We start from the raw sequence: 22,779 nt of genomic DNA, 5'->3' as shown, positions 1-22,779 counted from the left end.
AATTGCCGGTAAGTCGATATCCTGTGTCGAACGGTCGATATAATGAAAAAATCGCTGATATAAGTGGAGAAATCGCCGATATATATGGAGAATCGCTGATATAATCCGGTTGGTACTGGATGGGGTATGTGAGAAAGAAGTTGCCGTGAGGGCAACTTCTTTTTATCGTGATGCGGGGTATGCAAACCAACATAAAAAAGCTGGAAGAGTATCTTCCAGCTTAAGAGTTACTTTCAATTTGACGACCGCTATCTTCTTCAGTGTCTTGTAATAGGTTGAATACGTCTGCTAGGCAGAATGCAATGAACCAAGTCCATAGACCGTGGAAGAAAGCTGAGCTTAATTGAAGTGGTAATGTATAGTTTGTCATTGAGTAGGAAATACATCCACCAACGATTCCGATCATTGTTAATAACATTGTTTTTTGAGCATTTTCTTCTGGATTGAAGAGGAAGTAAATGTATCCGCCTAAAATTGAAGCGCTTACAAGCGTTTCGATTCCATTAAAGATGATATTCTCTCCAAGCTGAGTGTTTGTCCAGAAGCAGATTGTTCCGCCGATAATAGCAAACAGGACAGCTATTGTATATCGTATATATTGATTCATATGTTCATCTCCCTATGTAATAAGATGATTTGGAAGTCAAAAAGGTAGGTATAGTATATTGAAGTGAGTTTTAATTGTACGTATCTTTTTATAAAAAGATCATTGAAGAGTAACTAAGATGATCGGTTGTTTAAACCGTTACGTGTATGGTGTCTGAAATATACCCGACTGCTCGTTTCTTTTTGCTTGTAAAATAAGAGAAACTTCCAAGTCTATATACTCTTTTTTTGTGAGTCTGCTTTCATTATAACACATTTAGGGACATAATAATAGAATTATCTGATTTTGTGATAAGTGTAAAAAATAAAAAGCTTAAGGAAATACCATTAACGGTGCAGTTTAGTGGAAGAAGGATTTTAATTTATTATGATGAAATATGTAATCAAGGTGAGATCTAAGAATGAGGCTTAAATACTATAAAAAATGTTTTATAGCATGAATGTAAGGGAGGAGAGCTAACTTGGAGTTCACAACAGAAAGATTAATAATTAGACCTTTTAAGAGTACTGATTTACAGGATGTATTTGCTATTTATAATAGTGCTGATACATGTAAGTTCCTATTACATAATAAGTGGACTCATGAAGACATGCAGAAAAGATTTAATAAGAAGCTAGCAAATAATGTACTTACTAAAGAAACAATATTAAGTTTGGCAGTTATATACAAAACTAAAGTAGTTGGTGATTTATCAGTATGGTACACAAATATGAAAGACACTGTTGAGATTGGTTATAGTTTTTCAAATGAAGTAGCTGGGAGAGGTTTGGCAACAGAAGCAGTAAGTAGTTTGGTATTGAAATTATTTAATGAATGTAATGTACATCGTATACAGGCTAATCTTGATGCACGTAATACAGCTTCACAAAAATTGTGTGAACGAATAGGCATGAGAAAGGAAGCCCATTTGATACAAGATTTTTGGAATAAAGATGAATGGACAGATAGTATTGTATATGGAATGCTATCCTCCGATTTGTAGTAATAAACTTAGTGATTTTATTATGCTAAAAGGTACGTTAGTTGAATAACAAAGGGCATAACATATTATATATGACTAATATGTTATGCCCTTTAATTTGTTAACCTGTTTTATATGCGTTTGAAACGGCCGACAATTTCAACTGTTTCAGTAATGTTCATAAATGCTTTGTTATCCACTTGACGGATAATACGTTTCATTTCGCCTAACTCATAGCGAGTCACGACAGTGTAAATCATTTTTTTCTTATGGTTTGTATAGCCGCCGACAGCGTCTACCATTGTCACCCCGCGTATGCCGTGATGTAGTAGTGCGCTTTTTATTTCCTCGCCTTTTTCTGTAATAGTCATTATCGTTAATTTAATATGTTTCGTATGCACAGCGTCGATAACTTTGCTGACTACAAATCGACTAATTAACGTATAAAGTGTAATATCCCATCCGAAAATAAAACCTGCTGCTACAAGTAAGATTAAGTTGAATACAAATATGATTGCTCCAATTGAAACATCTCGATATTTCGCTACAATCAATCCGACAACATCAAAACCACCTGTTGAAGAAGCAAATCGGAATATAATTCCTGAAGCTGCTCCGCAGATAACACCACCGAATACAGAAGAAAGTAAAATATCGTCTGAAACTTGGTGTACCGGGATAATGTTCATCGCTAACGATGATACAGCTACAAAGTACGCTGTTAAAAAGGTTGTCTTCTTTCCTAAGTAAAAGTGACTTAAAATAAGAAGAGGAATGTTTAGTAAAAAGATAAGTGCACCGATATTGTAGTGCATTAAATAACCGATAATCATCCCTACACCAGCGAATCCACCGCTAATCATATTATGCGGGATAAAAAACATATTCATAGAAATTGCATACAAAATAGAAGCTATAAAAATAACAACCAACTGTATCATAAATTCTAAGTGAAATGTTTTAGCTGCTGGGAAGGATAAAAAGGCGGTGTCGGGAACGTAATCGGCGTCTCCTAGTTGACCCATAGTATGTTTCATCTCCATATTCATTTTTGATTACAAGAAGAGAATAAAGGTTTTTTCAAAAACTGGCAATAGTTTTATTATAATGCAAAAATTTTATAAATTTCTAATAAATCAAGCCTATTCATTGATGTGTGTGAATATGCTAAAGAAAGCGAATACAACGTTTCTTAATTATTGTTTTCTTGAGAAAATATGCAAAATACTTTTTTTGAAAATAAAAGGAAATAGAGAATATTTGCCCGATGTGCTAAAATGACCTTATTAAGGATGTGAAGCGATGGAATTTTTATTGCAGGATGCAATTCTATATATATCGTTTGTAACGACAGCACTTTGCTTATTAGAAGTTTTCTTCCTTGCTAATGTTTCTCGCTTTGTGCGTCAACAAGCATCAAGCGGTAGACAAAGAGCTTTTACGTTAGTTGATACATGTGAAGATAGTGCGGGAAATGTACCGCTATTTTCAATTTTTTATAAATATGGAATGATTCGTTCCGTACGCAGACAAGAATCAAGTGAAGAGAATGATGAGGTTGGTCCGTATACACCAATGTTTCGCTAAATAATTACGAAACATTGGAGGAATGAACATGTTAAAATCATACCGAGCTGCGCTCATTAGTTTATCAGTAGTACTTGTTTTTGTTTTATCTGGCTGCAGTAATGCAGGCACAATTGATTCACATAGTACGGGGATATGGAACCATTATTTCGTATATCCAATCTCGTATATGATTCAATTTGTTGCTCATCATATACCGGGAGCTAGCTTCGGGGTTGCTATCATTATTATGACGCTCGTTATTCGTTCAGCCATGATTCCATTAGCTGTTTCGCAATATCGCAGCCAAGCGAAAATGAAGAAAATGCAACCTGAATTGCAGAAGCTAAAGAAAAAATACGGTGATGTAAGCAAAGACCTTGAAAAACAAAAGCAGTATCAAAAAGAAATGTCAGAACTAATGAAATCAGGCGGTTGGAATCCACTTGCTGGTTGCTGGCCAATTTTTATACAAATGCCGATTTTCTCTGCTTTGTATTATGCGATTAGCAGAACGGAAGAGATTCGCACATCTTCGTTTTTATGGGTGAACCTAGGACATGCAGATCCATATCATATATTACCGATTATTGCAGCGTTAACGACATTTATTCAGATGAAAGTTTTCCAATCGAATATTACACCTGGAGAACAAGTACAGATGCTAAAGATGCAGCAAATTATGATGCCAGCAATGATTCTATTTATGGGGTTTGCGGCGCCATCAGGACTTGTGTTGTACTGGATAACAGGTAACTTATTTACAATGACACAAACAATTGTATTAAGAAAAATAATGGAACGTGAAGAGTTACAATTACAAAAAGCATAGAGAAACACCGCTCATTACGAGCGGTGTTTTTTATTTGAATCGTTAAGGAAATTTTAAGAAACCAATATTACTATTGGCGTTGTATACGAAAGTGTACATGCTTTAGAAATATGAAGGAGGAAATTTCCTATGAAGAAGAAAACAGTTGGTTATTTAGCGATTGCAGGTGCTTTATCATTCGGAATCATTGGAGGAGTCGGTGTTCCGGCATTCGCGGCAACAAATACTCCAACAGCTGAGCAAGCGACAAAAACAGTGAAAAAAGATTTAGATGCCGCTACAAAACAAAAAGTAAAAACGATTATGGACGATACAAAGAAACAGTTACAGGAGCTAGGTGTAAAGCTTCCAGAAAAAGAAAAACGTAAAGAAATGTTTGCGGGATTAGATGAACAGGCGAAAGAAAAAGCGAAGTCGATTTTAGAGCAAGAAAAGTCTGGAAAATTAACACGAGAACAAGCAAAAGAGGAATTAACAAAGTTAGGCGTAAAAATGCCGGAGAAAGGTAAGCGTGGAGACATGTTTGCTAACTTAGATGAACAGGCCAAAGAGAAAGCGAAGTCGATTTTAGAGCAAAAGAAATCTGGAAAATTAACGCATGAGCAAGCAAAAGAGGAATTAACAAAGCTAGGCGTGAAAATGCCGGAGAAAGGTAAACATGGAGACATGTTTGCTAACTTAGATGAACAGGCAAAAGAAAAAGCAAAGTCAATTTTAGAGCAAAAGAAATCTGGAAAATTAACGCATGAGCAAGCAAAAGAAGAATTAACAAAATTAGGTGTGAAACTTCCAGAGAAAGAGAAGCATGAAGACATCTTTGCAGGATTAGATGAAGCAACAAAAACAAAAGCGAAAGCGATTTTAGACAATGAAAAGAAACAATTAGAGGCATTGAATGTTGATTTACCGCACCATAAGTTTTTTATGAAAAAAGATGAGAAATAATTGAATGAAGTCGTATCTTTCGTGTGGGCAACCGAAAGGTACAGGCGTGAGGGGGCTTTCTTTTGAAAGACCTCCTTTTATTGTTGGCGTTTTTTGTTGGTAAATCGATATATTTGAAAAATCGCTGATATAATTTTTACAGCTACACTGCTCCAAAGATACGAGGGAATTAGAGAAATATTACAGCTTCTGTTATAATATAAGAAGATAAATATTTCCTATGTTATATAAAAAATATATTGATTTTTTCTAACAATTCAATATAATGAACAATAACTACAAAATTCGACATCAAGAAGTGATGATGAGGACACGATCAATTTTTTACGATTTCCAGAGAGGGAAGCCTTTGGCTGTGAGCTTCCTAATACGGAAAAATAGATTACCACCTCTGAACTGCAGCAGTGAACGAGCATCTAGTAATTGCTTGCCGGCAAAAACCGTTATTTAGACTTGAGAAATTGGTGAAGTGTATTACTTTACGAATTGAAACAAGGGTGGAACCACGAATACAACACTCGTCCCTTTTTTAGGGAGGAGTGTTTTTTTATTTCATTTTTGCATCACACTAGGATTGGAAGGAGGATACGCAGCATGCATCATGATGAGAAGAACAAAATTGGTTTAACAGTAGCACTTTCTATCGTAGTAGGAACGATTATTGGATCTGGTGTGTTTATGAAACCAGGGAGCGTATTAGATTACTCGGGGAGTTCTAATATGGCCATTCTTGCTTGGGTAATTGGTGGCCTGTTGACGCTAGCAAGTGGTTTAACAGTAGCTGAAATTGGAGCGCAAATCCCGAAAAATGGTGGGTTGTATACGTATTTAGAGGAGATTTACGGAAGTTTTTGGGGATATTTATCAGGTTGGATGCAAACAATTGTTTATGGACCTGCTATTATCGGAACATTAGGTTTATACTTTAGTTCTTTAGTGATTAATTTTTTCTATTTAGATAAAGTGTGGAATTTACCAATCGCAATTGGAACGGTTGTGTTCCTTGGCGTTGTAAATAGTATGGGAACAAAATACGGAGGTATCGTTCAAACAATCACGACAATTGGGAAGATGATTCCGATTGTGTTAATTGTTGTGCTAGGTTTCTGGAAAGGGAATAGCGATATTTTTAACGTAGTTGTGCCGATATCGGAAAATCAAAGTATCGGTATGGCAATTTTAGCAACGTTATTTGCTTATGACGGCTGGATTTTACTTGCTTCGATTGGTGGAGAAATGAAGAATCCAACAAAGTTATTACCGAAAGCAATGACAGTAGGGATTTTAATCGTAACGGCTGCTTACGTATTAATTAACTTGGCATTATTAAATGTATTACCAGCAGCGAAAATTGTAGACCTTGGAGAAAATGCAACAGCGACAGCTGCAGGCATGTTACTTGGAGAATATGGCGGAAAAATTATTAGTATCGGTATTATCGTTTCTATTTTCGGCTGTTTAAATGGAAAGATTTTAACGTTCCCACGTATCCCAATGTCTATGGCAGAGCGTGGACAACTTCCATTTTCTAAGTTTATTGCAAAGGAAAGTCCGAGATTTAAAACACCAGCAAATGCGATTACTGTTGAAATCATTTTAGGAATTATTTTAATGATTATTAGTGATCCAAATAAGCTATCTGAGATTTCCGTATTCATTATTTATATTTTCTATGTAATGACGTTTATTGGTGTCTTCATTTTAAGAAAACGTAATAAGAATAAAGAGCGTGCATATAGTGTACCGTTATTCCCAATCGTACCAATCGTAGCGATTTTAGGTTCGTTATTTGTAATTGGTAGTGCAATTATTAACGATCCAGTAAGTTGTTTCTTATCGATTGGAATTGTATTTACGGGACTGCCGGTGTATTGGTACTTGAATAAGAAGGAAGAAACAGAATGATAAAAAGGTAGGCGTATTATACGCCTACCTTTTTTACTGTAAAAAAATTGTACTTGCTTCCACTTTCTATTTTGGTTACTATGATGGTAGTAACCAAAATAGAAAGCGTGGGGAAAGACTTGAATTTTCGTGTTTATATTTTAGCTATCGCGGCTTTTGTAGTCGGAACGGTTGAGCTAATTATAGGAGGAACGCTCGATTTAGTTGCCAATGATTTAGGAGTATCTATTAGTGCAGCTGGTCAGCTTATAACAATATTTTCGGTAGTATTTGCTTTGTCAGGTCCAGTTTTATTAGCTTTGACAGGGAAGTTTGAAAGAAAAACATTGTATGTTGGAGCATTATCGATTTTCTTAATCGGAAATATTATTTCGGCATTTAGTGTGAATTACGGAATGCTGATGTTCTCAAGGGTTATTTGTGCGGCCAGTGGTTCATTAATTATTGCACTATCGGTAACACTTGCTTCTAGTGTAGTAGAACCGCATTTTCGTGCGCGTGCAATTGGAATCATTTTTATGGGAATTAGTGGATCACTTGTACTTGGAGTACCGCTTGGTCTTGTACTCGGAAATGCATACGGATGGCGTGCACCATTTGTATTAATTTCGGTATTAACAGTTATGGCAATTGCTTGTATTTCATTATTCTTAACGAAAGTACCACCGACATCGGTATTATCAATAAAAGAACAACTTGCTACTTTAAAAGATAAAAAAATTGTAAGTGCACAGTTAACATCATTTTTGTTTTTAACAGGGCATTTAACATTGTATGCATATTTAACACCGTTTTTAAAAGATGTCATGCATGTTGAAGCAAACTGGATTAGTGTGTTTTACTTTATTTTCGGAATCGCAGCAGTAATTGGTGGCGGCTTTGGTGGCTGGCTTGCTGATAAATGGGGATCGAAGAAAAGTATTATTTCCATCATTATCGTATTTGCGTGTGCAATCTTCATACTGCCATTAATGACATTCTCATTCCCGCTCTTCATCATTATGATGGGACTTTGGAGTATGCTGAGCTGGGCGATTTCACCAGCGCAACAAAACTATTTAATTGAAATTGCACCAGAATCAGCTGGTATTCAGCAAAGTTTAAATAACTCTGCCCTTCATTTAGGAATTGCACTTGGTTCAACAGTAGGCGGAGTTGTTATCGAAAAATCATCTGTTATATATAATGCTTGGGTAGGCGGTGGCTTTATTATATTAGCTCTGCTTTGTGCGATTTTCTCGATTACAAGAGGACGCTCTACTCAGTTCGTGAAAGAAGAATCTATCGTTTGATAGGTTCTTTTTTTATTTGTAAAAAATTGTAGGTTTTAGTAGAAAGGTGGAGAATTTGTATGTAGCGAGGTGATGTATATGTATACGAATTTTTCAATTATTGGTCTTCTAATTTCAATGCTCCCTTTGTTTCTTATTATTCTTGCACTTAGATGGGTTCGTTTCATCTATAAAAATTCAGAGAAACAAGTAGAGCAAAATGAGAAAATCATTGAGCTGTTGATGGAGATAAAGGAACAAAACGAAAAGGAGTCTAAGTGAAAAACTAGACTCCTTTTTATTATTTAATTAGTATCTTAATTTCATCAACAAACTCTTAATTTCCTCATCTTCCATAAAGAGGTCATGGTGCTTCTGGGTGATCTTTGCAAGTGCAACGTCGTGATAGAAAAATTCTGTAAAGAACTTCACGAAAGGTTGTGACATTGTTTTCATCGCTTGCCATGACTCTTGTTCTACGCCAGCAAATAAAATTTCACGATCGTCAACGATGAGTAGCAAGTAGCGCTCTAATGCATTAGGTTCTTCAGCTGGGATTAGAAAATGCATGTTTTCTAAGTCTGTCTCTACTTCTCCAACAATAAGGGATTCAATTTGAACACCTTGTTTTGCTTTTTGTTCTAGTAAAGGAAGATATTCTAAAAGAGTATCATTCCAAGCTGAAATGCGGATTGATTCTTTTGCACTTTCAATGAGTTCTTTACTTTGAACTCGAATAGAAGATTGCATTTTTAAGCTCCACACACGGTCATCTGTAAATGATTTTTTTGATATATTTGTTTCCAGTTCTTTAATATTTGATTGGAATTCTGTCGTTAATTTTTCAATTGCTAGCTTTAGTGGTAATGCTGTATACAATTTTTTCTTTTCTGAAACAGAATCCATTACCATTCCTTTATCGATTAGGCGTGCTAGTACTTCATATATTTTTGCTTTTGGAACACCTGAATGCTTCACAATTGTTGTAGCATCTAATGGTTCATTGCTTGATACGACAACTTCATAAGCTTGGCTTTCATATTGTGAGAAACCGAATTTTTGTAACATAGTTCCCTCCGAACGAATGAGATTATATTTTAAGGATAATGAACTATTTGTTTTTGCACAAGTGGTAGTCCGTTTTCTAATTGTATTAAGGTGAGAATTAATTTCAATTTTTTAATTTTATCTATTATACTTAATATAATGATTAATAAGATTTTAATTTAATGCGAAGGGGATGCTTTGGGGAAGATGTTAAGAAGTTTACGTTTAAAAATTGCGGTAGTGTTTTCAGTTCTTATTTCTATGATGTTCGTAATATTGGGTACAGCTGTGTATCAATTACAGAAAGAAAAGGAAGTGCGTTCCTTAGACGAGTATTCTCAAAATGCGATGGATCTTGTAACAGAGCAACTTACGACATTTGTTCAAAGAACGGATGAAGATATGGGGTATTACGCGAACAGTGAGATGATTCGTAATATACTTCAAGGTGGGGTTACTCCAGAAGAGGAAGCGTTTTTAACGAAAGAGTTTGCGGAGTATAAAAAGAATCATCCTGGTATTTTAGATTTATATATTGGTACGAAAGATAAAAAAACATTAAGTGCCAATCTTGCTGAAGGTGGGCAAGTGCCAGAAGGATACGATCCAACGACAAGACCATGGTATAAAGATTCAGAGGCTGATGTAAAAAAGGTCCACTGGGGACAACCTTCTTATGAAATTGCAACAGGAAAGTTAAGTGTAGGTGTTTCTAAAGCAATTACAGCTCAAGATGGATCTATATTAGGCGTTGTTGCGATGGATGTATCGCTTGGGACGATTCAGAAGTTGCTTCACAATATTCAATACAATAATGACGGAGAAATGTTTATTATAAATGATAAAAATATGGCTCTTGTTTATCCAGAAAAGATAGGAAAAGATGTTTCTAAAGAGCTACTTATAAAGAGCTTAAATAAAGAGGTAACAAAATATGCGGTCACTACAATAAAAGGTGAAGATGTAGTTGTTTACAGTCAATCATTTGATACGATGAAATGGACGATAGGAATCTTTTATCCGAAAGAAACGATCGATGGGCTATTAAATAGTACGAGAAATACAGTTATTATAATGGCATGTATTAGTTTATTAGTTGGAATCGTAGCTTCCTACTTGTTCTCAAGAAGATTAGCAAGACCACTGCAACTATTAAAGAATCACGTGCAAAAAGTAGCAGAAGGCGATTTAACGCTGCGAATGAAAGTGACAAGTAAAGATGAAGTTGGAGAGTTGACTAAGCACTTTAATGATATGGTTGAACAAATGAATGAAATGGTAAGTAAAATTAAAAACAGCGTATCAACGGTGCAACAATCAACGAATAGTTTACATTACTTAACGAATGAAACAGTAGCGGCTAGTAGAGAAGTTTCAGGAGCAATGGATGATGTGAGTGGAGGAGCTTCTACTCTTGCGAATAGTGTGGATGAAGTTTCAGCTCAGCTCGAGAATATGGCGGAGTCAGTGGAACAAATGAATAGCTCCGTTGGTGAAATAAAAGGAGTGGCTGGCAAAGCGGAAGAGGCATCTAAGCAAGGATTAAATACAATGAGGAATTTAATCCGTACGAGGGGACAATCATCTTCGATTGTTGTTCATACAGAAGAAGCATCGGATAAGTTAGAACAAAGAGTTGGATCGATTCAAAATGTTGTTGAGCTTATAAAAGGCATTTCAGATCAAACAAATTTACTTGCTTTAAATGCATCGATTGAAGCTGCCCGTGCAGGTGAGCAAGGTAAGGGATTTGCGGTTGTTGCTGAAGAGGTTCGGAAATTAGCGGAACAATCAAAAGAGGCAACGGGAGAAATCACAACGATGATTGGTGATGTACAATTAGAAGTAAAAAGGGTTGTAGAAGTTGTAAGTAAATTGAAAGACATTGCAGATGTGCAAAATAAAGTGACGACAGAGGCGGAAATGGAGTTCCGCACAATTATGTCAGTCGTAAATACGATTAGTACTTCAGTTGAAAAAATTGTAGAAGAGGTACATAACATAGGTTACGAGCAAGGGGAAATTACAGCAGTAATGCATACAATTGCTGGTACGAGTCAAGAAAGTGCAGCTGTTTCTGAAGAGGTACATGCTGCAACGGAATCACAGGTGAATCATTTAGAAAAGGTAGCTCACACGATGGAAAGTTTGACAGAACATATGAGAGATTTAGAAAGATTAGTCGAGCAGTTTAAAGTGGAAGAGTAACATGTTAGTAAAATGATGAGGATTTCGGTAAAATAGACAATGGATATATAAGAAACGATTATAGGAGGAAGACTACTATGGCAATTGTTGATGTATCGATTATTCCAGTAGGAACAGGTAATCCAAGTGTGAGTGAATATGTAGCAGAAGTACAAAAGGTGCTAGAGAAAAATGCGGATCGCGTGAAGTATCAATTAACACCGATGAATACAATTATTGAAGGAGATCTTCCTGTCATTCTAGAAGTAATTCAACAAATGCATGAAGTTCCATATACGAAAGGTGCGCAGCGCGTTGCAACAACAATTCGTATTGATGATCGTCGTGATAAAGTAAGCACAATGGAGAAAAAATTAAACTCTGTTCGATCAAAATTATAAAGAAAAGCAGCGATTTTCGCTGCTTTTTTCATATAGGAGGTAAATAAGATGAGTGAAAAGTTTAACGAACAATTTGACGGGTTGTTAGAGAAATACACGGAACTGTTACTTGGAGAGAGCAATGAAGAGAGAAAAGAACAGGTACAGAAGTGGGCACTTTATTCTTACATAGCGAAGACGATGCCAGCTTTAGTGAAGCATTGGAATGAGACGTATCCCGATGCGAAAGAAGAGATGGTGCAGTTAATTACGGATATTAAAAGGCTGAATGAAGAGAAGCGAAATGAGCAATAAAAAAACTTGAGGGAAATATAATCGTAAGTTTTCTGTATTAATATCCTTATATAATTTACATGGAATATTAAGGGTTTTATAGGCATGTCGAATATTTTCGACATGCCTATTTTATGCCTAGTAAACTCCATTTTTCTAAATGTCGAAAAATATTTCAGTTATATTTATAAGCGGAAATATAGGGTTTTAAATGTTTTTATAGTATTTTATAAATTATCTAAATAATTATTTGTATCCAATAATTTTAAACAATGATATAATTTTGAAGAGGGGTAAAAAACAGATAAATCAAGTCATAGGGGTGAATTACATGGAACAATTAATGCGAAATTCGTTTCTTTTCTTATCTAAAAATAAAGCGCTAACAAAACTGGCTAAAAAGTACGGTTTACGCTTTGGTGCAGGTCGCTTTGTCGCAGGGGAGACAATTGAATTAGCGACAGCAGCTATTAAACAATTGAACAAGCAAGGACTTTGTGTAACAATCGATTATTTAGGGGAATTCGTTGATAATGAAGCGGAAGCAAATGAAATGGCTAACCAATCGATTGAAGCAATCCGTGCAATTGGAAGAGAAGGTCTTGATTCGCAGCTTTCTTTAAAGATGACTTCTATGGGATTAGATATCTCTGATGAAATCGTAATGAACAATATGCGCCGTATTTTAGAAGCGGCGAAAGAAAATGGTGTGTTCGTTACCATTGATATGGAAGACTATACACGCTGTGGTAAAACAATTGATATCTTTAAACAATTAAAATCTGAATACGATAATATTGGTACTGTTATTCAAGCTTACCTATATCGTACAGAAAAAGATATTGAAGATTTAAATGCTTATAATCCTAATTTACGTCTTGTAAAAGGTGCTTATAAAGAACCTGAAGAAGTGGCATTCCCAGACAAGAAAGATGTAGATGACAATTATAAAAAAATTATTAAAATGCACTTATTAAATGGAAATTATACTGCAATTGCTTCACATGACGAAGCGATTATTGAATATACAAAAAAACTTGCTGAAGAACACAACATTCCAAGGGATCAATTTGAATTCCAAATGTTATATGGTATTCGTAATGAGCGTCAACTTGAGCTAGTAAAAGAAGGCTACAAAATGCGTGTTTACGTACCTTATGGAAACGACTGGTATGGATATTTCATGCGTCGTCTAGCAGAGCGTCCAGCAAACGTTGCGTTCGTATTAAAAGGTATGGTTAAAAAATAACCAAGGAGAAAATACTCCTTGGTTATTTTAATTGCTGAAATGCATAATGTGCCATTTTCTTCGTATCAGGATACAGTTGCTTGCGGGTAGAAGATAATACAACATTAATGACACGTTTACCGTCTTTTTCATCCACTGTTACGACTGTATATTTGCCAAGTGCTGATAGACCGCTTTTACTTCCAATCGCATATGGATCGTCATATAGTTCTTCTCGTCCGTAGTTTGCGATGTTTGGAGAGCGTTCTGAAGTATGTAGAGTTGTACGCGTTGAATTCATATATTCTAAAACAACTGGATACTTTAATGCTTCTTTCGTAATAATAGCAATGTCATATGGCGATACTTTATTTCCAAGTGCATCAGCACCACTTGCGTTCTTGAAAGTCGCATGCTTTGTACCAAGTTCCTTCGCTCTAGCATTCATCATTTTCACAAATTCATTTTTTGATCCTGCGATATGTTCTGCAATTGATTCAGCTATTGGATCTGCACTAATGATAAGCATAAGTTTTAATGCCTCATCACGCTTTAATTTTTCTCCAGCACGAAGTTTAATTTTCTTGCTTTGACTTTCTGTTTTAATTGCGTTTTCTGTAACTGTAATTTCTTCATCTTCTTTTACATTCTCTAGTAAAAGAAGGGTTGTCATCATTTTGGCTATACTAGCCGGATAAGAGCGTTCGTCTTCACGTTTCCCATACAAAATTTCACCTGTGTCTGCATCGATTGTAACTCCGTATTGCCCAGTAATATTAGGTTGATCAGCTCTTACAGATTGTTGCCTTTGTGCATAAGAGAAGAAAATCATCCCTGTAAATAGTGTAGCAATCATTACAATCATAACTATTGTTCGTTTCATTATAATTCCCTCATTTGTTACAAATAAATTGGGCAGAAAAAGCAGCCATTAATCATTATGCCACGTTCTCTGCCCAAAAATATAGCGTTATTTTTCGCCCATATTATGCTTTTTATATTGTTGGTTATTACCTTGACGTCCTTTTTCCACGCCGTGGTTATGCGGACCTGCATTTCCAGTTACACTAGCTGCACTAATTCCAGCCTTTGAAGGGTTCTTCTTAAGTTTTGCCATATATATTCCTCCAGTTTCGTCAGATTATAAAAAGGGAAAGTGTATTTTAGTGAAGAAAATACATATATAGCATGGCCAAATGAAAGAAAAATATTTATTTCAGAAAATTTTATCAATAAATATATTGCGAAAATTTAAACAGTATCATATATTTATTAGTAGAGGCTCACTCATTGATTGCGACTTATGTCGAAAAATTGAATGAGCATTCATTCAAGAATAGGGGGAGAATTGGATGTTCCAAATTAAAAAGGCTGCTGTTCTAGGTTCAGGCGTAATGGGTTCGGGAATTGCGGCACACTTAGCTAATATTGGTATTCCGACATTATTGCTTGATATTGTACCACCTGCGCTTACGAAAGAAGAAGAAGCGAAGGGACTTACATTAGAACATAAAAGTGTGAGAAATCGTTTTAGTAATACGGCTGTGCAAAAACTATTAAAGCAAAAACCAGCTCCTCTGACAGTGAAAGGAAATCTAGCACTGATTGAAGCAGGTAACTTAGAAGATGATCTTGAGCGTCTAGCTGATGTAGATTGGATTATTGAAGTAGTAGTTGAAAACTTAGATATTAAAAAGAAATTATTTGAAAAAGTAGACGCTGTTCGTAAACCGGGCTCAATTGTAAGCTCGAATACGTCAGGCATTTCAGTTGAAAAAATGGCAGAAGGTCGTTCAGACGACTTCCAGAAACACTTCTTAGGCACACACTTTTTTAACCCACCACGATATTTAAAACTTCTAGAGGTAATACCGACGAAAGAAACAGATCCACAAGTATTAAGCTTCATGAAACTATTTGGCGAAGACGTTCTTGGAAAAGGCGTTGTTATCGCAAAAGATACACCAAACTTTATTGGAAACCGCATCGGTACGTATGGTTTACTTGTTACTCTTCAAGAGATGGTAAAACGCGGCTATAGCATTGGGGAAGTTGATTCTGTAACAGGCCCACTTATTGGTCGTCCGAAGAGCGCAACGTTCCGCACATTAGATGTTGTCGGTTTAGATACATTCGTACACGTTGCAAATAACGTATATGAAAATGTGCAAGAAGAAGAGCGTGATGTATTTAAAGTACCAGCTTTCATGCATGACATGCTTGAGAAAAAATGGCTTGGAAGTAAAACGGGGCAAGGCTTCTTCTTAAAACAAGGAAAAGAAATTTTAGAATTAAATCCTGAAACGATGGAATACGAAGCGCGTAAAAAATTAAAAGCTGCATCCGTAGAGTTAAGTAAACAAGAAAAAGGATTAGCGAATAAATTGAAAGCGCTTGTATACGCGAAAGACCGTGCAGGAGAGTTATTATGGAACATCATTACACCAACTCTTTTATACTCTGCAAAACTTCATAAAGAAATTGCTGACGATATCGTTGCAATTGACCAAGCGATGAAGTGGGGCTTCGGCTGGGAGCAAGGGCCATTTGAAGTGTGGGATGCAATCGGCGTTGAAAAATCTGTTCAAAAGATGGAAGAAAACGGCGTAGTTGTTCCTACGTGGGTGAAAGAAATGTTAGAGAAAGGTTTCACTACTTTCTATAAACATGATAACGGCGATAGCTACTATTACGATAATGGCGAATATAAGCTAATCGAGCGTAATAAAAAAGCAATTTCTCTTAAGCAATTAAAAGCAAAAAATGGTGTATTAAAGAAAAATAGCGGAGCGAGCTTAATTGATTTAGGCGACGGCATCCTTTGCTTAGAGTTCCATTCGAAGAGTAATGCAATCGGTATGGATATTACGCAAATGATTAACTACGCTGTTGATGAAGTAGAAAAGAATTATAAAGGTCTTGTTATCGGTAACCAATCGAAGAACTTCTGCGTTGGTGCGAACCTAGCAATGATCTTAATGGAAGCACAAGACGACAACTACTTTGAAATTGAGTGGGTTGTGAAAAACTTCCAAGATGCAATGACGAAAATTAAGTACTCTTCTAAGCCAGTTGTAGCAGCACCATATGGTATGACGCTTGGCGGAGGTACAGAAGTTTGCTTACCAGCAGCGAGCATTCAAGCTTCTAGTGAAACGTATATGGGCTTAGTAGAAGTTGGTGTTGGCTTAATCCCTGGCGGAGGCGGTAATAAAGAGCTATACATTAAACACTTAAACAAAATGGCAAACGGTGTAGAGTTTGATCTGCAAAAAGTTGCAAATAAAGTGTTCGAAACAGTCGCAATGGCGAAAGTTTCAACTTCAGGACAAGAAGCAGTTTCTCATAACTTCTTAGGTGATAAAGATGGTATTAGTGTGAATGGTGATCACTTACTATACGATGCGAAACAGAAAGCACTTGCTTTATATGAAGCTGGTTATAAAGCGCCGATCCGTAAAAAGATACCAGTTGTTGGGGAAACAGGATATGCAACTCTTGCACTTGGTGCTGAAGCAATGCATTTATCTGGTTACATTTCAGAGTACGATCTTCACATTGCTAAGAAACTTGCATATGTCATTGCGGGCGGAAAAGTGCCGTACGGAACAGAAGTTGATGAGCAATATTTATTAGATGTAGAACGTGAAGCATTTATTAGCTTAGTAAGTGAGATGAAATCACAAGCAAGAATGCAGCACATGCTTGTAAAAGGAAAGCCATTACGTAACTAATAACGAGGGGAGATATCGTTCATGAGAGAAGCTGTCATTGTTGCGGGAGCAAGAACACCAATTGGAAAAGCAAAGAGGGGTTCATTAAAAACAGTTCGTCCTGACGATCTAGGGGCGTTAGTAGTAAAGGAAACGTTAAAGCGTGCAAATTATGAAGGACCAATCGATGATTTAATTTTCGGTTGTGCGATGCCAGAAGCAGAGCAAGGTTTAAATATGGCTCGTAATATCGGCGGATTAGCAGGACTTTCTTACGATGTTCCAGCTATTACGATTAACCGTTACTGTTCTTCAGGTTTACAAAGTATCGCTTACGGAGCTGAGCGTATTATGCTTGGTCACTCTGAAGCTGTATTATCAGGCGGAGCAGAATCAATGAGTTTAGTTCCAATGATGGGACACGTTGTTCGTCCGAATAGTCGCCTTGTAGAAGCGGCTCCAGAATATTATATGGGTATGGGACATACAGCAGAGCAAGTTGCTGTGAAATATGGAATTTCTCGTGAAGAGCAAGATGCATTTGCAGTAAGAAGCCATCAACGTGCTGCGAAAGCATTAGCGGCAGGAAACTTTGCTGATGAAACAGTACCTGTAGATGTGACGTTACGCTCGGTTGGATCAAACAATAAACTTCAAGAAGAAACAATCACTTTCGCACAAGACGAAGGTGTAAGAGCAGAGACGACGCTAGACATTTTAGGTAAATTACGTCCAGCATTTAACGTTCGCGGTTCTGTAACAGCTGGTAACTCTTCACAAATGAGTGATGGTGCAGCATCTGTATTATTAATGGATCGCGAAAAAGCAGTGAGCGATGGCATGAAGCCACTTGCGAAATTCCGTTCATTTGCAGTAGCTGGCGTACCACCAGAAGTAATGGGAATCGGCCCAATCGCTGCAATTCCAAAAGCGTTAAAACTAGCTGGCTTAGAGTTATCTGATATTGGCTTATTCGAACTAAATGAAGCATTTGCTTCTCAATCGATCCAAGTTATTCGTGAACTTGGTTTAGATGAAGAAAAAGTAAACGTAAACGGTGGTGCAATCGCACTTGGACATCCACTTGGCTGTACAGGAGCAAAACTAACACTATCTCTTATTCACGAAATGAAACGCCGCAACGAACAATTCGGTATCGTAACAATGTGTATCGGCGGCGGAATGGGAGCAGCGGGAGTATTTGAATTACTTTAAAAAGTGCAGGTGGCTCGTTTAGAACAGGAGGGCGTTGGAAGCCTTGACGAAGAGGCGCTTTTTGCCTCACAGGAAGGGGTGAAACGACCGACTGTTTTAGCCACTGGAACTGGATTATGAAAAAAATGGAAGCAACAAAGGTTTATAAAAAAAGGGAGAGCCAGCTTCTTTCAAAAAGAGAGAAGCGGCTCATGAAAATATGAAGGAGGAAATTTTCATGGAAAAAACAGTAGGAAATGCGGTTAAAGGCGGTAGCTTTTTAGTAGATGAGATTACGATTGATCAAGTGTTTACGCCAGAAGATTTTTCATCTGAGCATAAAATGATTGCTAAAACGACAGAGGACTTTATCGTAAATGAAGTTCTTCCAGAGCTTGAATATTTAGAGCAACATGAGTTTGATCGTTCAGTTCGTCTTTTAAAAGAAGCTGGAGAACTTGGTTTATTAGGCGCTGACGTACCAGAAGAGTACGGCGGAATTGGTCTTGATAAAGTAAGCTCAGCGTTAATCGCAGAGAAGTTCTCTCGCGCTGGTGGCTTTGCAATTACTCACGGTGCTCACGTAGGTATCGGCTCTTTACCAATCGTATTATTCGGTAACGAAGAGCAAAAGAAAAAATATTTACCATTGCTTGCAACTGGTGAAAAATTAGCTGCATACGCATTAACAGAGCCAGGTTCAGGATCTGATGCATTAGGCGCAAAAACAACTGCACGTTTAAATGCAGAAGGTACACATTATGTATTAAACGGTGAAAAACAATGGATTACAAACTCTGCATTCGCTGACGTATTCGTTGTATATGCAAAAATTGATGGCGAGCACTTCTCAGCATTTATCGTAGAGAAAGACTACGCTGGCGTATCTACAAGCCCAGAAGAAAAGAAAATGGGTATTAAATGTTCTTCAACTCGTACGTTAATTTTAGAAGATGCGTTAGTACCGAAAGAAAACTTACTTGGCGAAATCGGTAAAGGTCATATTATCGCATTCAACATTTTAAATATCGGTCGTTATAAATTAGGTGTTGGTACAGTTGGATCTGCGAAACGTGCAGTAGAAATTTCAGCACAATATGCAAACCAACGTCAACAGTTCAAACAACCAATCGCTCGCTTCCCATTAATTCAAGAGAAACTTGCGAATATGGCAGCAAAAACATATGCAGCTGAAAGCTCTGTATATCGTACAGTAGGTTTATTCGAAAGCCGCATGAGCACATTATCTGAAGAAGAAGTAAAAGACGGTAAAGCAGTAGCAGCTTCTATCGCTGAATATGCAATCGAGTGCTCTTTAAACAAAGTATTCGGTTCTGAAGTATTAGACTATACAGTAGATGAAGGTGTTCAAATTCACGGTGGTTATGGATTTATGGCAGAGTACGAGATTGAAAGAATGTACCGCGATTCTCGTATTAACCGTATTTTCGAAGGAACGAACGAAATTAACCGCCTAATCGTACCAGGTACGTTCTTACGTAAAGCGATGAAAGGTGAATTACCACTTCTTCAAAAAGCACAAAAATTACAAGAAGAGTTAATGATGATGATGCCAGAAGAAGTAGGCGATGAGCCATTAGCACTTCAAAAGTATTTAGTAACTAATGCGAAGAAAATCGGCTTAATGGTAGCTGGATTAGCGGCTCAAAAATACGGTAAAGCATTAGATAAAGAGCAAGAAATTCTTGTGAATATCGCTGACATCGTAAGTAATCTATACGCAATGGAATCAGCTGTTCTTCGTACAGAAAAAGCGATCAAAACAACTGGTCTTGAAAAGAATAAACAAAAAGTGTTATACACTGAAGTATTCTGCCAAGAAGCATTTAACGAAATCGAAGCAGATGCGAAAGAAACACTTATCGCAGTTGAAAACGGCGACATGCTGCGCATGATGTTATCATCATTACGTAAATTAACTCGTCACACACCACTTAACGTAATTCCGAAGAAACGTGAAATCGCTGCGAAAATTTTAGAAGATGAGCGTTACACAGTTTAATATCTTTAAAGAACAGTAGTCGTTTATACGGCTACTGTTCTTTTTTTTGAAAAAAAGAAATTTTTTAGTGACATAAAACTAATACCATTAGTACAATAAAACTAATGGTATTAGTTTTCGTGAAAAGGGGGATGGGACTATGAGGATGATACATGAAAAAACGTTATATCAATTGTCATTTTTGCCAAGAGCGTTTCCTGTAAATTGTTACTTTGTAGAGGAAGAAGATGGTTTAACTTTAATTGATGCGGCTTTGCCATATAGCGCAAAAGGTATTTTACAGGCGGCTGAGAAAATAGGAAAACCAATTACTAAAATTGTATTAACACATGCGCATGATGATCACATCGGTGCATTAGACGCATTAAAGGAAGTACTTCCTCATGTTCCAGTCTATATTTCTAAGCGGGACGCAAAGCTGTTAGAAGGAGATACGACGTTACAAAAGGATGAACCGAATATACCGATAAAAGGCGGTGTACCTAAAAAAGTAAAAACGGTACCTGATGTTTTATTAGAAGATGGCGACCGAGTTGGATCGCTTCTTGCAATTATGACACCGGGACATACACCAGGATCCATGTCGTTTCTTGATGTACGGAATAAAGCTCTTATTGTTGGGGATGCATTCCAAACAAGAGGAGGTATGGCTGTTTCGGGACAAATGAAATTTTGGTTTCCGTTTCCTGCGATGGCAACGTGGAGCAAAGAAATATCATTACAAAGTGCAGAGAAGTTAAGCGAATATGAGCCTTCCTTACTTGCGGCAGGGCATGGGGAAATGATAAAGAATCCAGGGACTGTCATAGAGCTTGCTATTAAGGAAGCGAAACGGAATATAGAAAGTAAGAAAGAGGGTTAATTTATGTCACCGAGAATCGGACTTACATTACAAAAAATTGTAGAAACAGCTGCAGAAATTGCAGATACAAATGGAATACAAGAAGTAACGTTAGCTTCATTAGCGCAAAGGTTAGGGATACGTTCGCCCTCACTATACAATCATGTGAAAGGTTTACAAGATGTACGGAAAAATCTTGGTATTTACGGAATCAAACAGCTGTATAACAGACTGGAAGAAGCGACCGAGGATAAACGTATGGATGAAGCAATTCATGCATTAGGAGAAGCGTATGTAGCATTTGTCCGAAAACATCCTGGACTATATGAAGCAACTTTTTTACGAGATGAAGAAGTAAGAAAAGCAGGTGACGGAATTGTAAAGCTTTGTCTTCAAGTATTACAACAGTATGGCTTAGAAGGAGAGAATGCACTTCATGCGACACGCGGATTCAGAAGTATTTGTCATGGATTTGCTTCGATTGAACAGCAAGGCGGATTTGGTTTGCCGTTAGATCTAGATATAAGTTTACATGTATTATTGGAAACGTTTATTAAAGGGTTACGTGAATAAGAAGCAAGGTAAACAAAAACCTTAGAAGTGATTCTAAGGTTTTTTAGTGCATATGATTCGAAAAGAATGGTAGGCTTTTTCTTATGAAATGATATTATTTTGCAGGTTTGAAAAATGTATATATCGCTAAGAAAAAGCAAACGAAACTGAATACGATGGGGTCTTGATATGGACTAGGCTCAGAGCCCTTCTGGATTTCTGTAAGGAAGTCATGTGTTTTCATGTTCATTGCTCCTTTAACTAATAAGTTTTATATGATGCGAGGGTTATGGTGGATAGGAAGTGTTTTTTGAAATTTCATATAATAATTATTGCATAGCAATCCTATTCCTAAAACTATAAAATATAAAGTTTTCATAATATGTAAAATTGCATATTATTCTTTTTGTAAATTTTGTTATATTATCCCTATATTCGAATTCAAGGATTTTAATAAGGTAAATGAGAATAACTGGAGGGATACTGTGAGTAAAACAGTGTTAGAAGCGTATAGTGTGGAAAGAAAAATCGAGAATATAACATATAAAAATCTATTTGTAATGATAGCAATGATTATAGGGATTTCACTCCTAGGAGGATTATTTCTTGGTTTAGCCTTTGAGATTTATGGAGAAGAAGCATTAAGTACTAAATTAGAAGGATATTATTTACTCTTATTCGATGCAATTGTTGTTGCTATCGTTTTATTAGCCTATAAACCGGTTTTTCATTTTATTAAATCTATTTGGGATGTATCCGTTTTGAAGAGTGGAAAGACATATTTATATCTATTAATTGGTTTTATTATCATTGCAGTATCACAATATTTAATGTTACATGTGTTTAGTTTTGAAAGTGCAGCGGAACAAAAGGAACAATTAGGGAGTTTAAGGCTTCAAAATAGCATACAAAGTATTATATATGTGTTAAGTGTTGCTATCATTACACCGATTAAAGAAGAAATTCTATTTCGAGGTATTTTATATCGATTTTTAGAAAAGAGATATAATTTTTTAGTTAGTATCATTATTTCTTCCTTCATTTTTGGAATTCTTCATGGAGGTCTTCTAATTACAGCAACGATTATGGGAACGGTATTTGCAATGTTATACAAAAAGACGCAATCGATTATACCTAGTATTATTTTACACATTGTATGGAACTTACTTGTGAGTATAAGTATGATTGTATCTCTATAAAAATAAATACATAACGAGTATAAAAGATGAATGG

22 protein-coding genes and 1 other annotated feature are annotated in these 22,779 nt (G+C 36.4%); of the genes, 17 read left to right on the top strand and 5 right to left on the bottom strand.

Annotated elements, in window-relative coordinates:
• Positions 1-220: 220 nt before the first annotated feature.
• Positions 221-607: a DUF3938 domain-containing protein gene (locus N2V80_RS25070; RefSeq protein WP_001077776.1), complete on the bottom strand. Its 387-nt coding sequence runs from the start codon at positions 605-607 to the stop codon at positions 221-223.
• A 460-nt stretch (positions 608-1,067) separates the two neighbouring features.
• Between N2V80_RS25070 and N2V80_RS25065 the strand changes: the two genes are divergently transcribed.
• A complete protein-coding gene (locus N2V80_RS25065; RefSeq protein ID WP_061654807.1) occupies positions 1,068-1,589 on the top strand; it encodes a GNAT family N-acetyltransferase in 522 nt (173 codons plus the stop codon).
• A gap of 110 nt (positions 1,590-1,699) precedes the next feature.
• Here the strand turns inward: N2V80_RS25065 and N2V80_RS25060 are convergent, their stop codons facing one another.
• Positions 1,700-2,593: a YitT family protein gene (locus tag N2V80_RS25060; RefSeq protein WP_000530044.1), complete on the bottom strand. Its 894-nt coding sequence runs from the start codon at positions 2,591-2,593 to the stop codon at positions 1,700-1,702.
• Positions 2,594-2,870: 277 nt separating this feature from the next.
• Here N2V80_RS25060 and N2V80_RS25055 point away from each other — a divergent pair, with 277 nt between their 5' ends.
• The 6 genes from N2V80_RS25055 to N2V80_RS25030 all read left to right on the top strand — a co-directional run bounded on the left by N2V80_RS25055 (position 2,871) and on the right by N2V80_RS25030 (position 8,369).
• Entirely contained in the window at positions 2,871-3,155 is a 285-nt protein-coding gene (locus N2V80_RS25055) for a hypothetical protein (protein WP_000394934.1), read from the top strand.
• Positions 3,156-3,183: 28 nt separating this feature from the next.
• On the top strand, positions 3,184-3,966 hold the full coding sequence (locus tag N2V80_RS25050) for a membrane protein insertase YidC (RefSeq protein WP_000920519.1): 783 nt from the start codon (positions 3,184-3,186) through the stop codon (positions 3,964-3,966).
• Between the two features lie 129 nt (positions 3,967-4,095).
• A complete protein-coding gene (locus N2V80_RS25045; RefSeq protein WP_000730882.1) occupies positions 4,096-4,911 on the top strand; it encodes a hypothetical protein in 816 nt (271 codons plus the stop codon).
• 292 nt (positions 4,912-5,203) lie between these two features.
• Positions 5,204-5,440: a binding site (T-box leader), on the top strand.
• A 65-nt stretch (positions 5,441-5,505) separates the two neighbouring features.
• Positions 5,506-6,816, top strand: coding sequence for an APC family permease (locus N2V80_RS25040; protein WP_061654808.1), 1,311 nt, complete (start codon positions 5,506-5,508; stop codon positions 6,814-6,816).
• A gap of 107 nt (positions 6,817-6,923) precedes the next feature.
• Positions 6,924-8,108, top strand: coding sequence for an MFS transporter (locus N2V80_RS25035; protein WP_002062676.1), 1,185 nt, complete (start codon positions 6,924-6,926; stop codon positions 8,106-8,108).
• 78 nt (positions 8,109-8,186) lie between these two features.
• Positions 8,187-8,369 (top strand): hypothetical protein, encoded by a 183-nt coding sequence (locus N2V80_RS25030; RefSeq protein WP_000288473.1) that lies wholly within the window; start codon positions 8,187-8,189, stop codon positions 8,367-8,369.
• Between the two features lie 27 nt (positions 8,370-8,396).
• On the opposite strand, the gene N2V80_RS25025 is transcribed toward N2V80_RS25030, so the two are convergent.
• Positions 8,397-9,155 carry a TrmB family transcriptional regulator gene (locus N2V80_RS25025; protein WP_000939479.1) on the bottom strand — a complete coding sequence of 253 codons (759 nt, stop codon included), beginning with the start codon at positions 9,153-9,155 and terminating at the stop codon, positions 8,397-8,399.
• A 186-nt stretch (positions 9,156-9,341) separates the two neighbouring features.
• On the opposite strand from N2V80_RS25025, the gene N2V80_RS25020 reads away from it, so the two are divergent.
• From N2V80_RS25020 to N2V80_RS25005, 4 genes are all read left to right on the top strand, one after another.
• Positions 9,342-11,342, top strand: coding sequence for a methyl-accepting chemotaxis protein (locus N2V80_RS25020; protein ID WP_061654809.1), 2,001 nt, complete (start codon positions 9,342-9,344; stop codon positions 11,340-11,342).
• Positions 11,343-11,419: 77 nt separating this feature from the next.
• On the top strand, positions 11,420-11,722 hold the full coding sequence (locus N2V80_RS25015) for an MTH1187 family thiamine-binding protein (RefSeq protein WP_001018860.1): 303 nt from the start codon (positions 11,420-11,422) through the stop codon (positions 11,720-11,722).
• A gap of 48 nt (positions 11,723-11,770) precedes the next feature.
• Positions 11,771-12,016, top strand: coding sequence for a YusU family protein (locus N2V80_RS25010; RefSeq protein ID WP_001290594.1), 246 nt, complete (start codon positions 11,771-11,773; stop codon positions 12,014-12,016).
• A 310-nt stretch (positions 12,017-12,326) separates the two neighbouring features.
• Positions 12,327-13,244: a proline dehydrogenase family protein gene (locus tag N2V80_RS25005; RefSeq protein WP_000436772.1), complete on the top strand. Its 918-nt coding sequence runs from the start codon at positions 12,327-12,329 to the stop codon at positions 13,242-13,244.
• A 22-nt stretch (positions 13,245-13,266) separates the two neighbouring features.
• On the opposite strand, the gene N2V80_RS25000 is transcribed toward N2V80_RS25005, so the two are convergent.
• Positions 13,267-14,106: a D-alanyl-D-alanine carboxypeptidase family protein gene (locus N2V80_RS25000; protein WP_000831483.1), complete on the bottom strand. Its 840-nt coding sequence runs from the start codon at positions 14,104-14,106 to the stop codon at positions 13,267-13,269.
• Between the two features lie 87 nt (positions 14,107-14,193).
• Positions 14,194-14,340, bottom strand: coding sequence for a YuzL family protein (locus N2V80_RS24995; RefSeq protein ID WP_001096344.1), 147 nt, complete (start codon positions 14,338-14,340; stop codon positions 14,194-14,196).
• A 235-nt stretch (positions 14,341-14,575) separates the two neighbouring features.
• On the opposite strand from N2V80_RS24995, the gene N2V80_RS24990 reads away from it, so the two are divergent.
• The 6 genes from N2V80_RS24990 to N2V80_RS24965 all read left to right on the top strand — a co-directional run bounded on the left by N2V80_RS24990 (position 14,576) and on the right by N2V80_RS24965 (position 22,745).
• Positions 14,576-16,957, top strand: a complete 2,382-nt coding sequence (locus tag N2V80_RS24990; RefSeq protein ID WP_000486378.1) for a 3-hydroxyacyl-CoA dehydrogenase/enoyl-CoA hydratase family protein — start codon at positions 14,576-14,578, stop codon at positions 16,955-16,957.
• Positions 16,958-16,978: 21 nt separating this feature from the next.
• On the top strand, positions 16,979-18,151 hold the full coding sequence (locus tag N2V80_RS24985) for an acetyl-CoA C-acetyltransferase (protein WP_001206324.1): 1,173 nt from the start codon (positions 16,979-16,981) through the stop codon (positions 18,149-18,151).
• Positions 18,152-18,368: 217 nt separating this feature from the next.
• Positions 18,369-20,153, top strand: coding sequence for an acyl-CoA dehydrogenase family protein (locus N2V80_RS24980; protein WP_000416291.1), 1,785 nt, complete (start codon positions 18,369-18,371; stop codon positions 20,151-20,153).
• A gap of 139 nt (positions 20,154-20,292) precedes the next feature.
• On the top strand, positions 20,293-21,015 hold the full coding sequence (locus N2V80_RS24975) for an MBL fold metallo-hydrolase (RefSeq protein ID WP_001242324.1): 723 nt from the start codon (positions 20,293-20,295) through the stop codon (positions 21,013-21,015).
• A gap of 3 nt (positions 21,016-21,018) precedes the next feature.
• A complete protein-coding gene (locus N2V80_RS24970; RefSeq protein ID WP_061654810.1) occupies positions 21,019-21,567 on the top strand; it encodes a TetR/AcrR family transcriptional regulator in 549 nt (182 codons plus the stop codon).
• Between the two features lie 464 nt (positions 21,568-22,031).
• Positions 22,032-22,745, top strand: a complete 714-nt coding sequence (locus tag N2V80_RS24965) for a CPBP family intramembrane glutamic endopeptidase (protein WP_061654811.1) — start codon at positions 22,032-22,034, stop codon at positions 22,743-22,745.
• The last annotated feature ends 34 nt before the right edge of the window (positions 22,746-22,779 follow it).

The sequence above is a fragment of the Bacillus sp. FSL W8-0640 genome, from assembly GCF_038007725.1.
GTDB lineage: Bacteria > Bacillota > Bacilli > Bacillales > Bacillaceae_G > Bacillus_A > Bacillus_A cereus.
This window is presented reverse-complemented; position numbering and strand designations above follow the sequence as displayed.

Bases quoted from the DNA above. Each gene is read 5' to 3' on its own strand.
- N2V80_RS25070 (WP_001077776.1), bottom strand. From the start codon at position 607: ATGAATCAATATATACGATATACAATAGCTGTCCTGTTTGCTATTATC.
- N2V80_RS25060 (WP_000530044.1), bottom strand. From the start codon at position 2,593: ATGGGTCAACTAGGAGACGCCGATTACGTTCCCGACACCGCCTTTTTA.
- N2V80_RS25055 (WP_000394934.1), top strand. From the start codon at position 2,871: ATGGAATTTTTATTGCAGGATGCAATTCTATATATATCGTTTGTAACG.
- N2V80_RS25050 (WP_000920519.1), top strand. From the start codon at position 3,184: ATGTTAAAATCATACCGAGCTGCGCTCATTAGTTTATCAGTAGTACTT.
- N2V80_RS25045 (WP_000730882.1), top strand. From the start codon at position 4,096: ATGAAGAAGAAAACAGTTGGTTATTTAGCGATTGCAGGTGCTTTATCA.
- N2V80_RS25040 (WP_061654808.1), top strand. From the start codon at position 5,506: ATGCATCATGATGAGAAGAACAAAATTGGTTTAACAGTAGCACTTTCT.
- N2V80_RS25030 (WP_000288473.1), top strand. From the start codon at position 8,187: ATGTATACGAATTTTTCAATTATTGGTCTTCTAATTTCAATGCTCCCT.
- N2V80_RS25025 (WP_000939479.1), bottom strand. From the start codon at position 9,155: ATGTTACAAAAATTCGGTTTCTCACAATATGAAAGCCAAGCTTATGAA.
- N2V80_RS25020 (WP_061654809.1), top strand. From the start codon at position 9,342: ATGTTAAGAAGTTTACGTTTAAAAATTGCGGTAGTGTTTTCAGTTCTT.
- N2V80_RS25015 (WP_001018860.1), top strand. From the start codon at position 11,420: ATGGCAATTGTTGATGTATCGATTATTCCAGTAGGAACAGGTAATCCA.
- N2V80_RS25010 (WP_001290594.1), top strand. From the start codon at position 11,771: ATGAGTGAAAAGTTTAACGAACAATTTGACGGGTTGTTAGAGAAATAC.
- N2V80_RS25005 (WP_000436772.1), top strand. From the start codon at position 12,327: ATGGAACAATTAATGCGAAATTCGTTTCTTTTCTTATCTAAAAATAAA.
- N2V80_RS25000 (WP_000831483.1), bottom strand. From the start codon at position 14,106: ATGAAACGAACAATAGTTATGATTGTAATGATTGCTACACTATTTACA.
- N2V80_RS24995 (WP_001096344.1), bottom strand. From the start codon at position 14,340: ATGGCAAAACTTAAGAAGAACCCTTCAAAGGCTGGAATTAGTGCAGCT.
- N2V80_RS24990 (WP_000486378.1), top strand. From the start codon at position 14,576: ATGTTCCAAATTAAAAAGGCTGCTGTTCTAGGTTCAGGCGTAATGGGT.
- N2V80_RS24985 (WP_001206324.1), top strand. From the start codon at position 16,979: ATGAGAGAAGCTGTCATTGTTGCGGGAGCAAGAACACCAATTGGAAAA.
- N2V80_RS24980 (WP_000416291.1), top strand. From the start codon at position 18,369: ATGGAAAAAACAGTAGGAAATGCGGTTAAAGGCGGTAGCTTTTTAGTA.
- N2V80_RS24975 (WP_001242324.1), top strand. From the start codon at position 20,293: ATGAGGATGATACATGAAAAAACGTTATATCAATTGTCATTTTTGCCA.
- N2V80_RS24970 (WP_061654810.1), top strand. From the start codon at position 21,019: ATGTCACCGAGAATCGGACTTACATTACAAAAAATTGTAGAAACAGCT.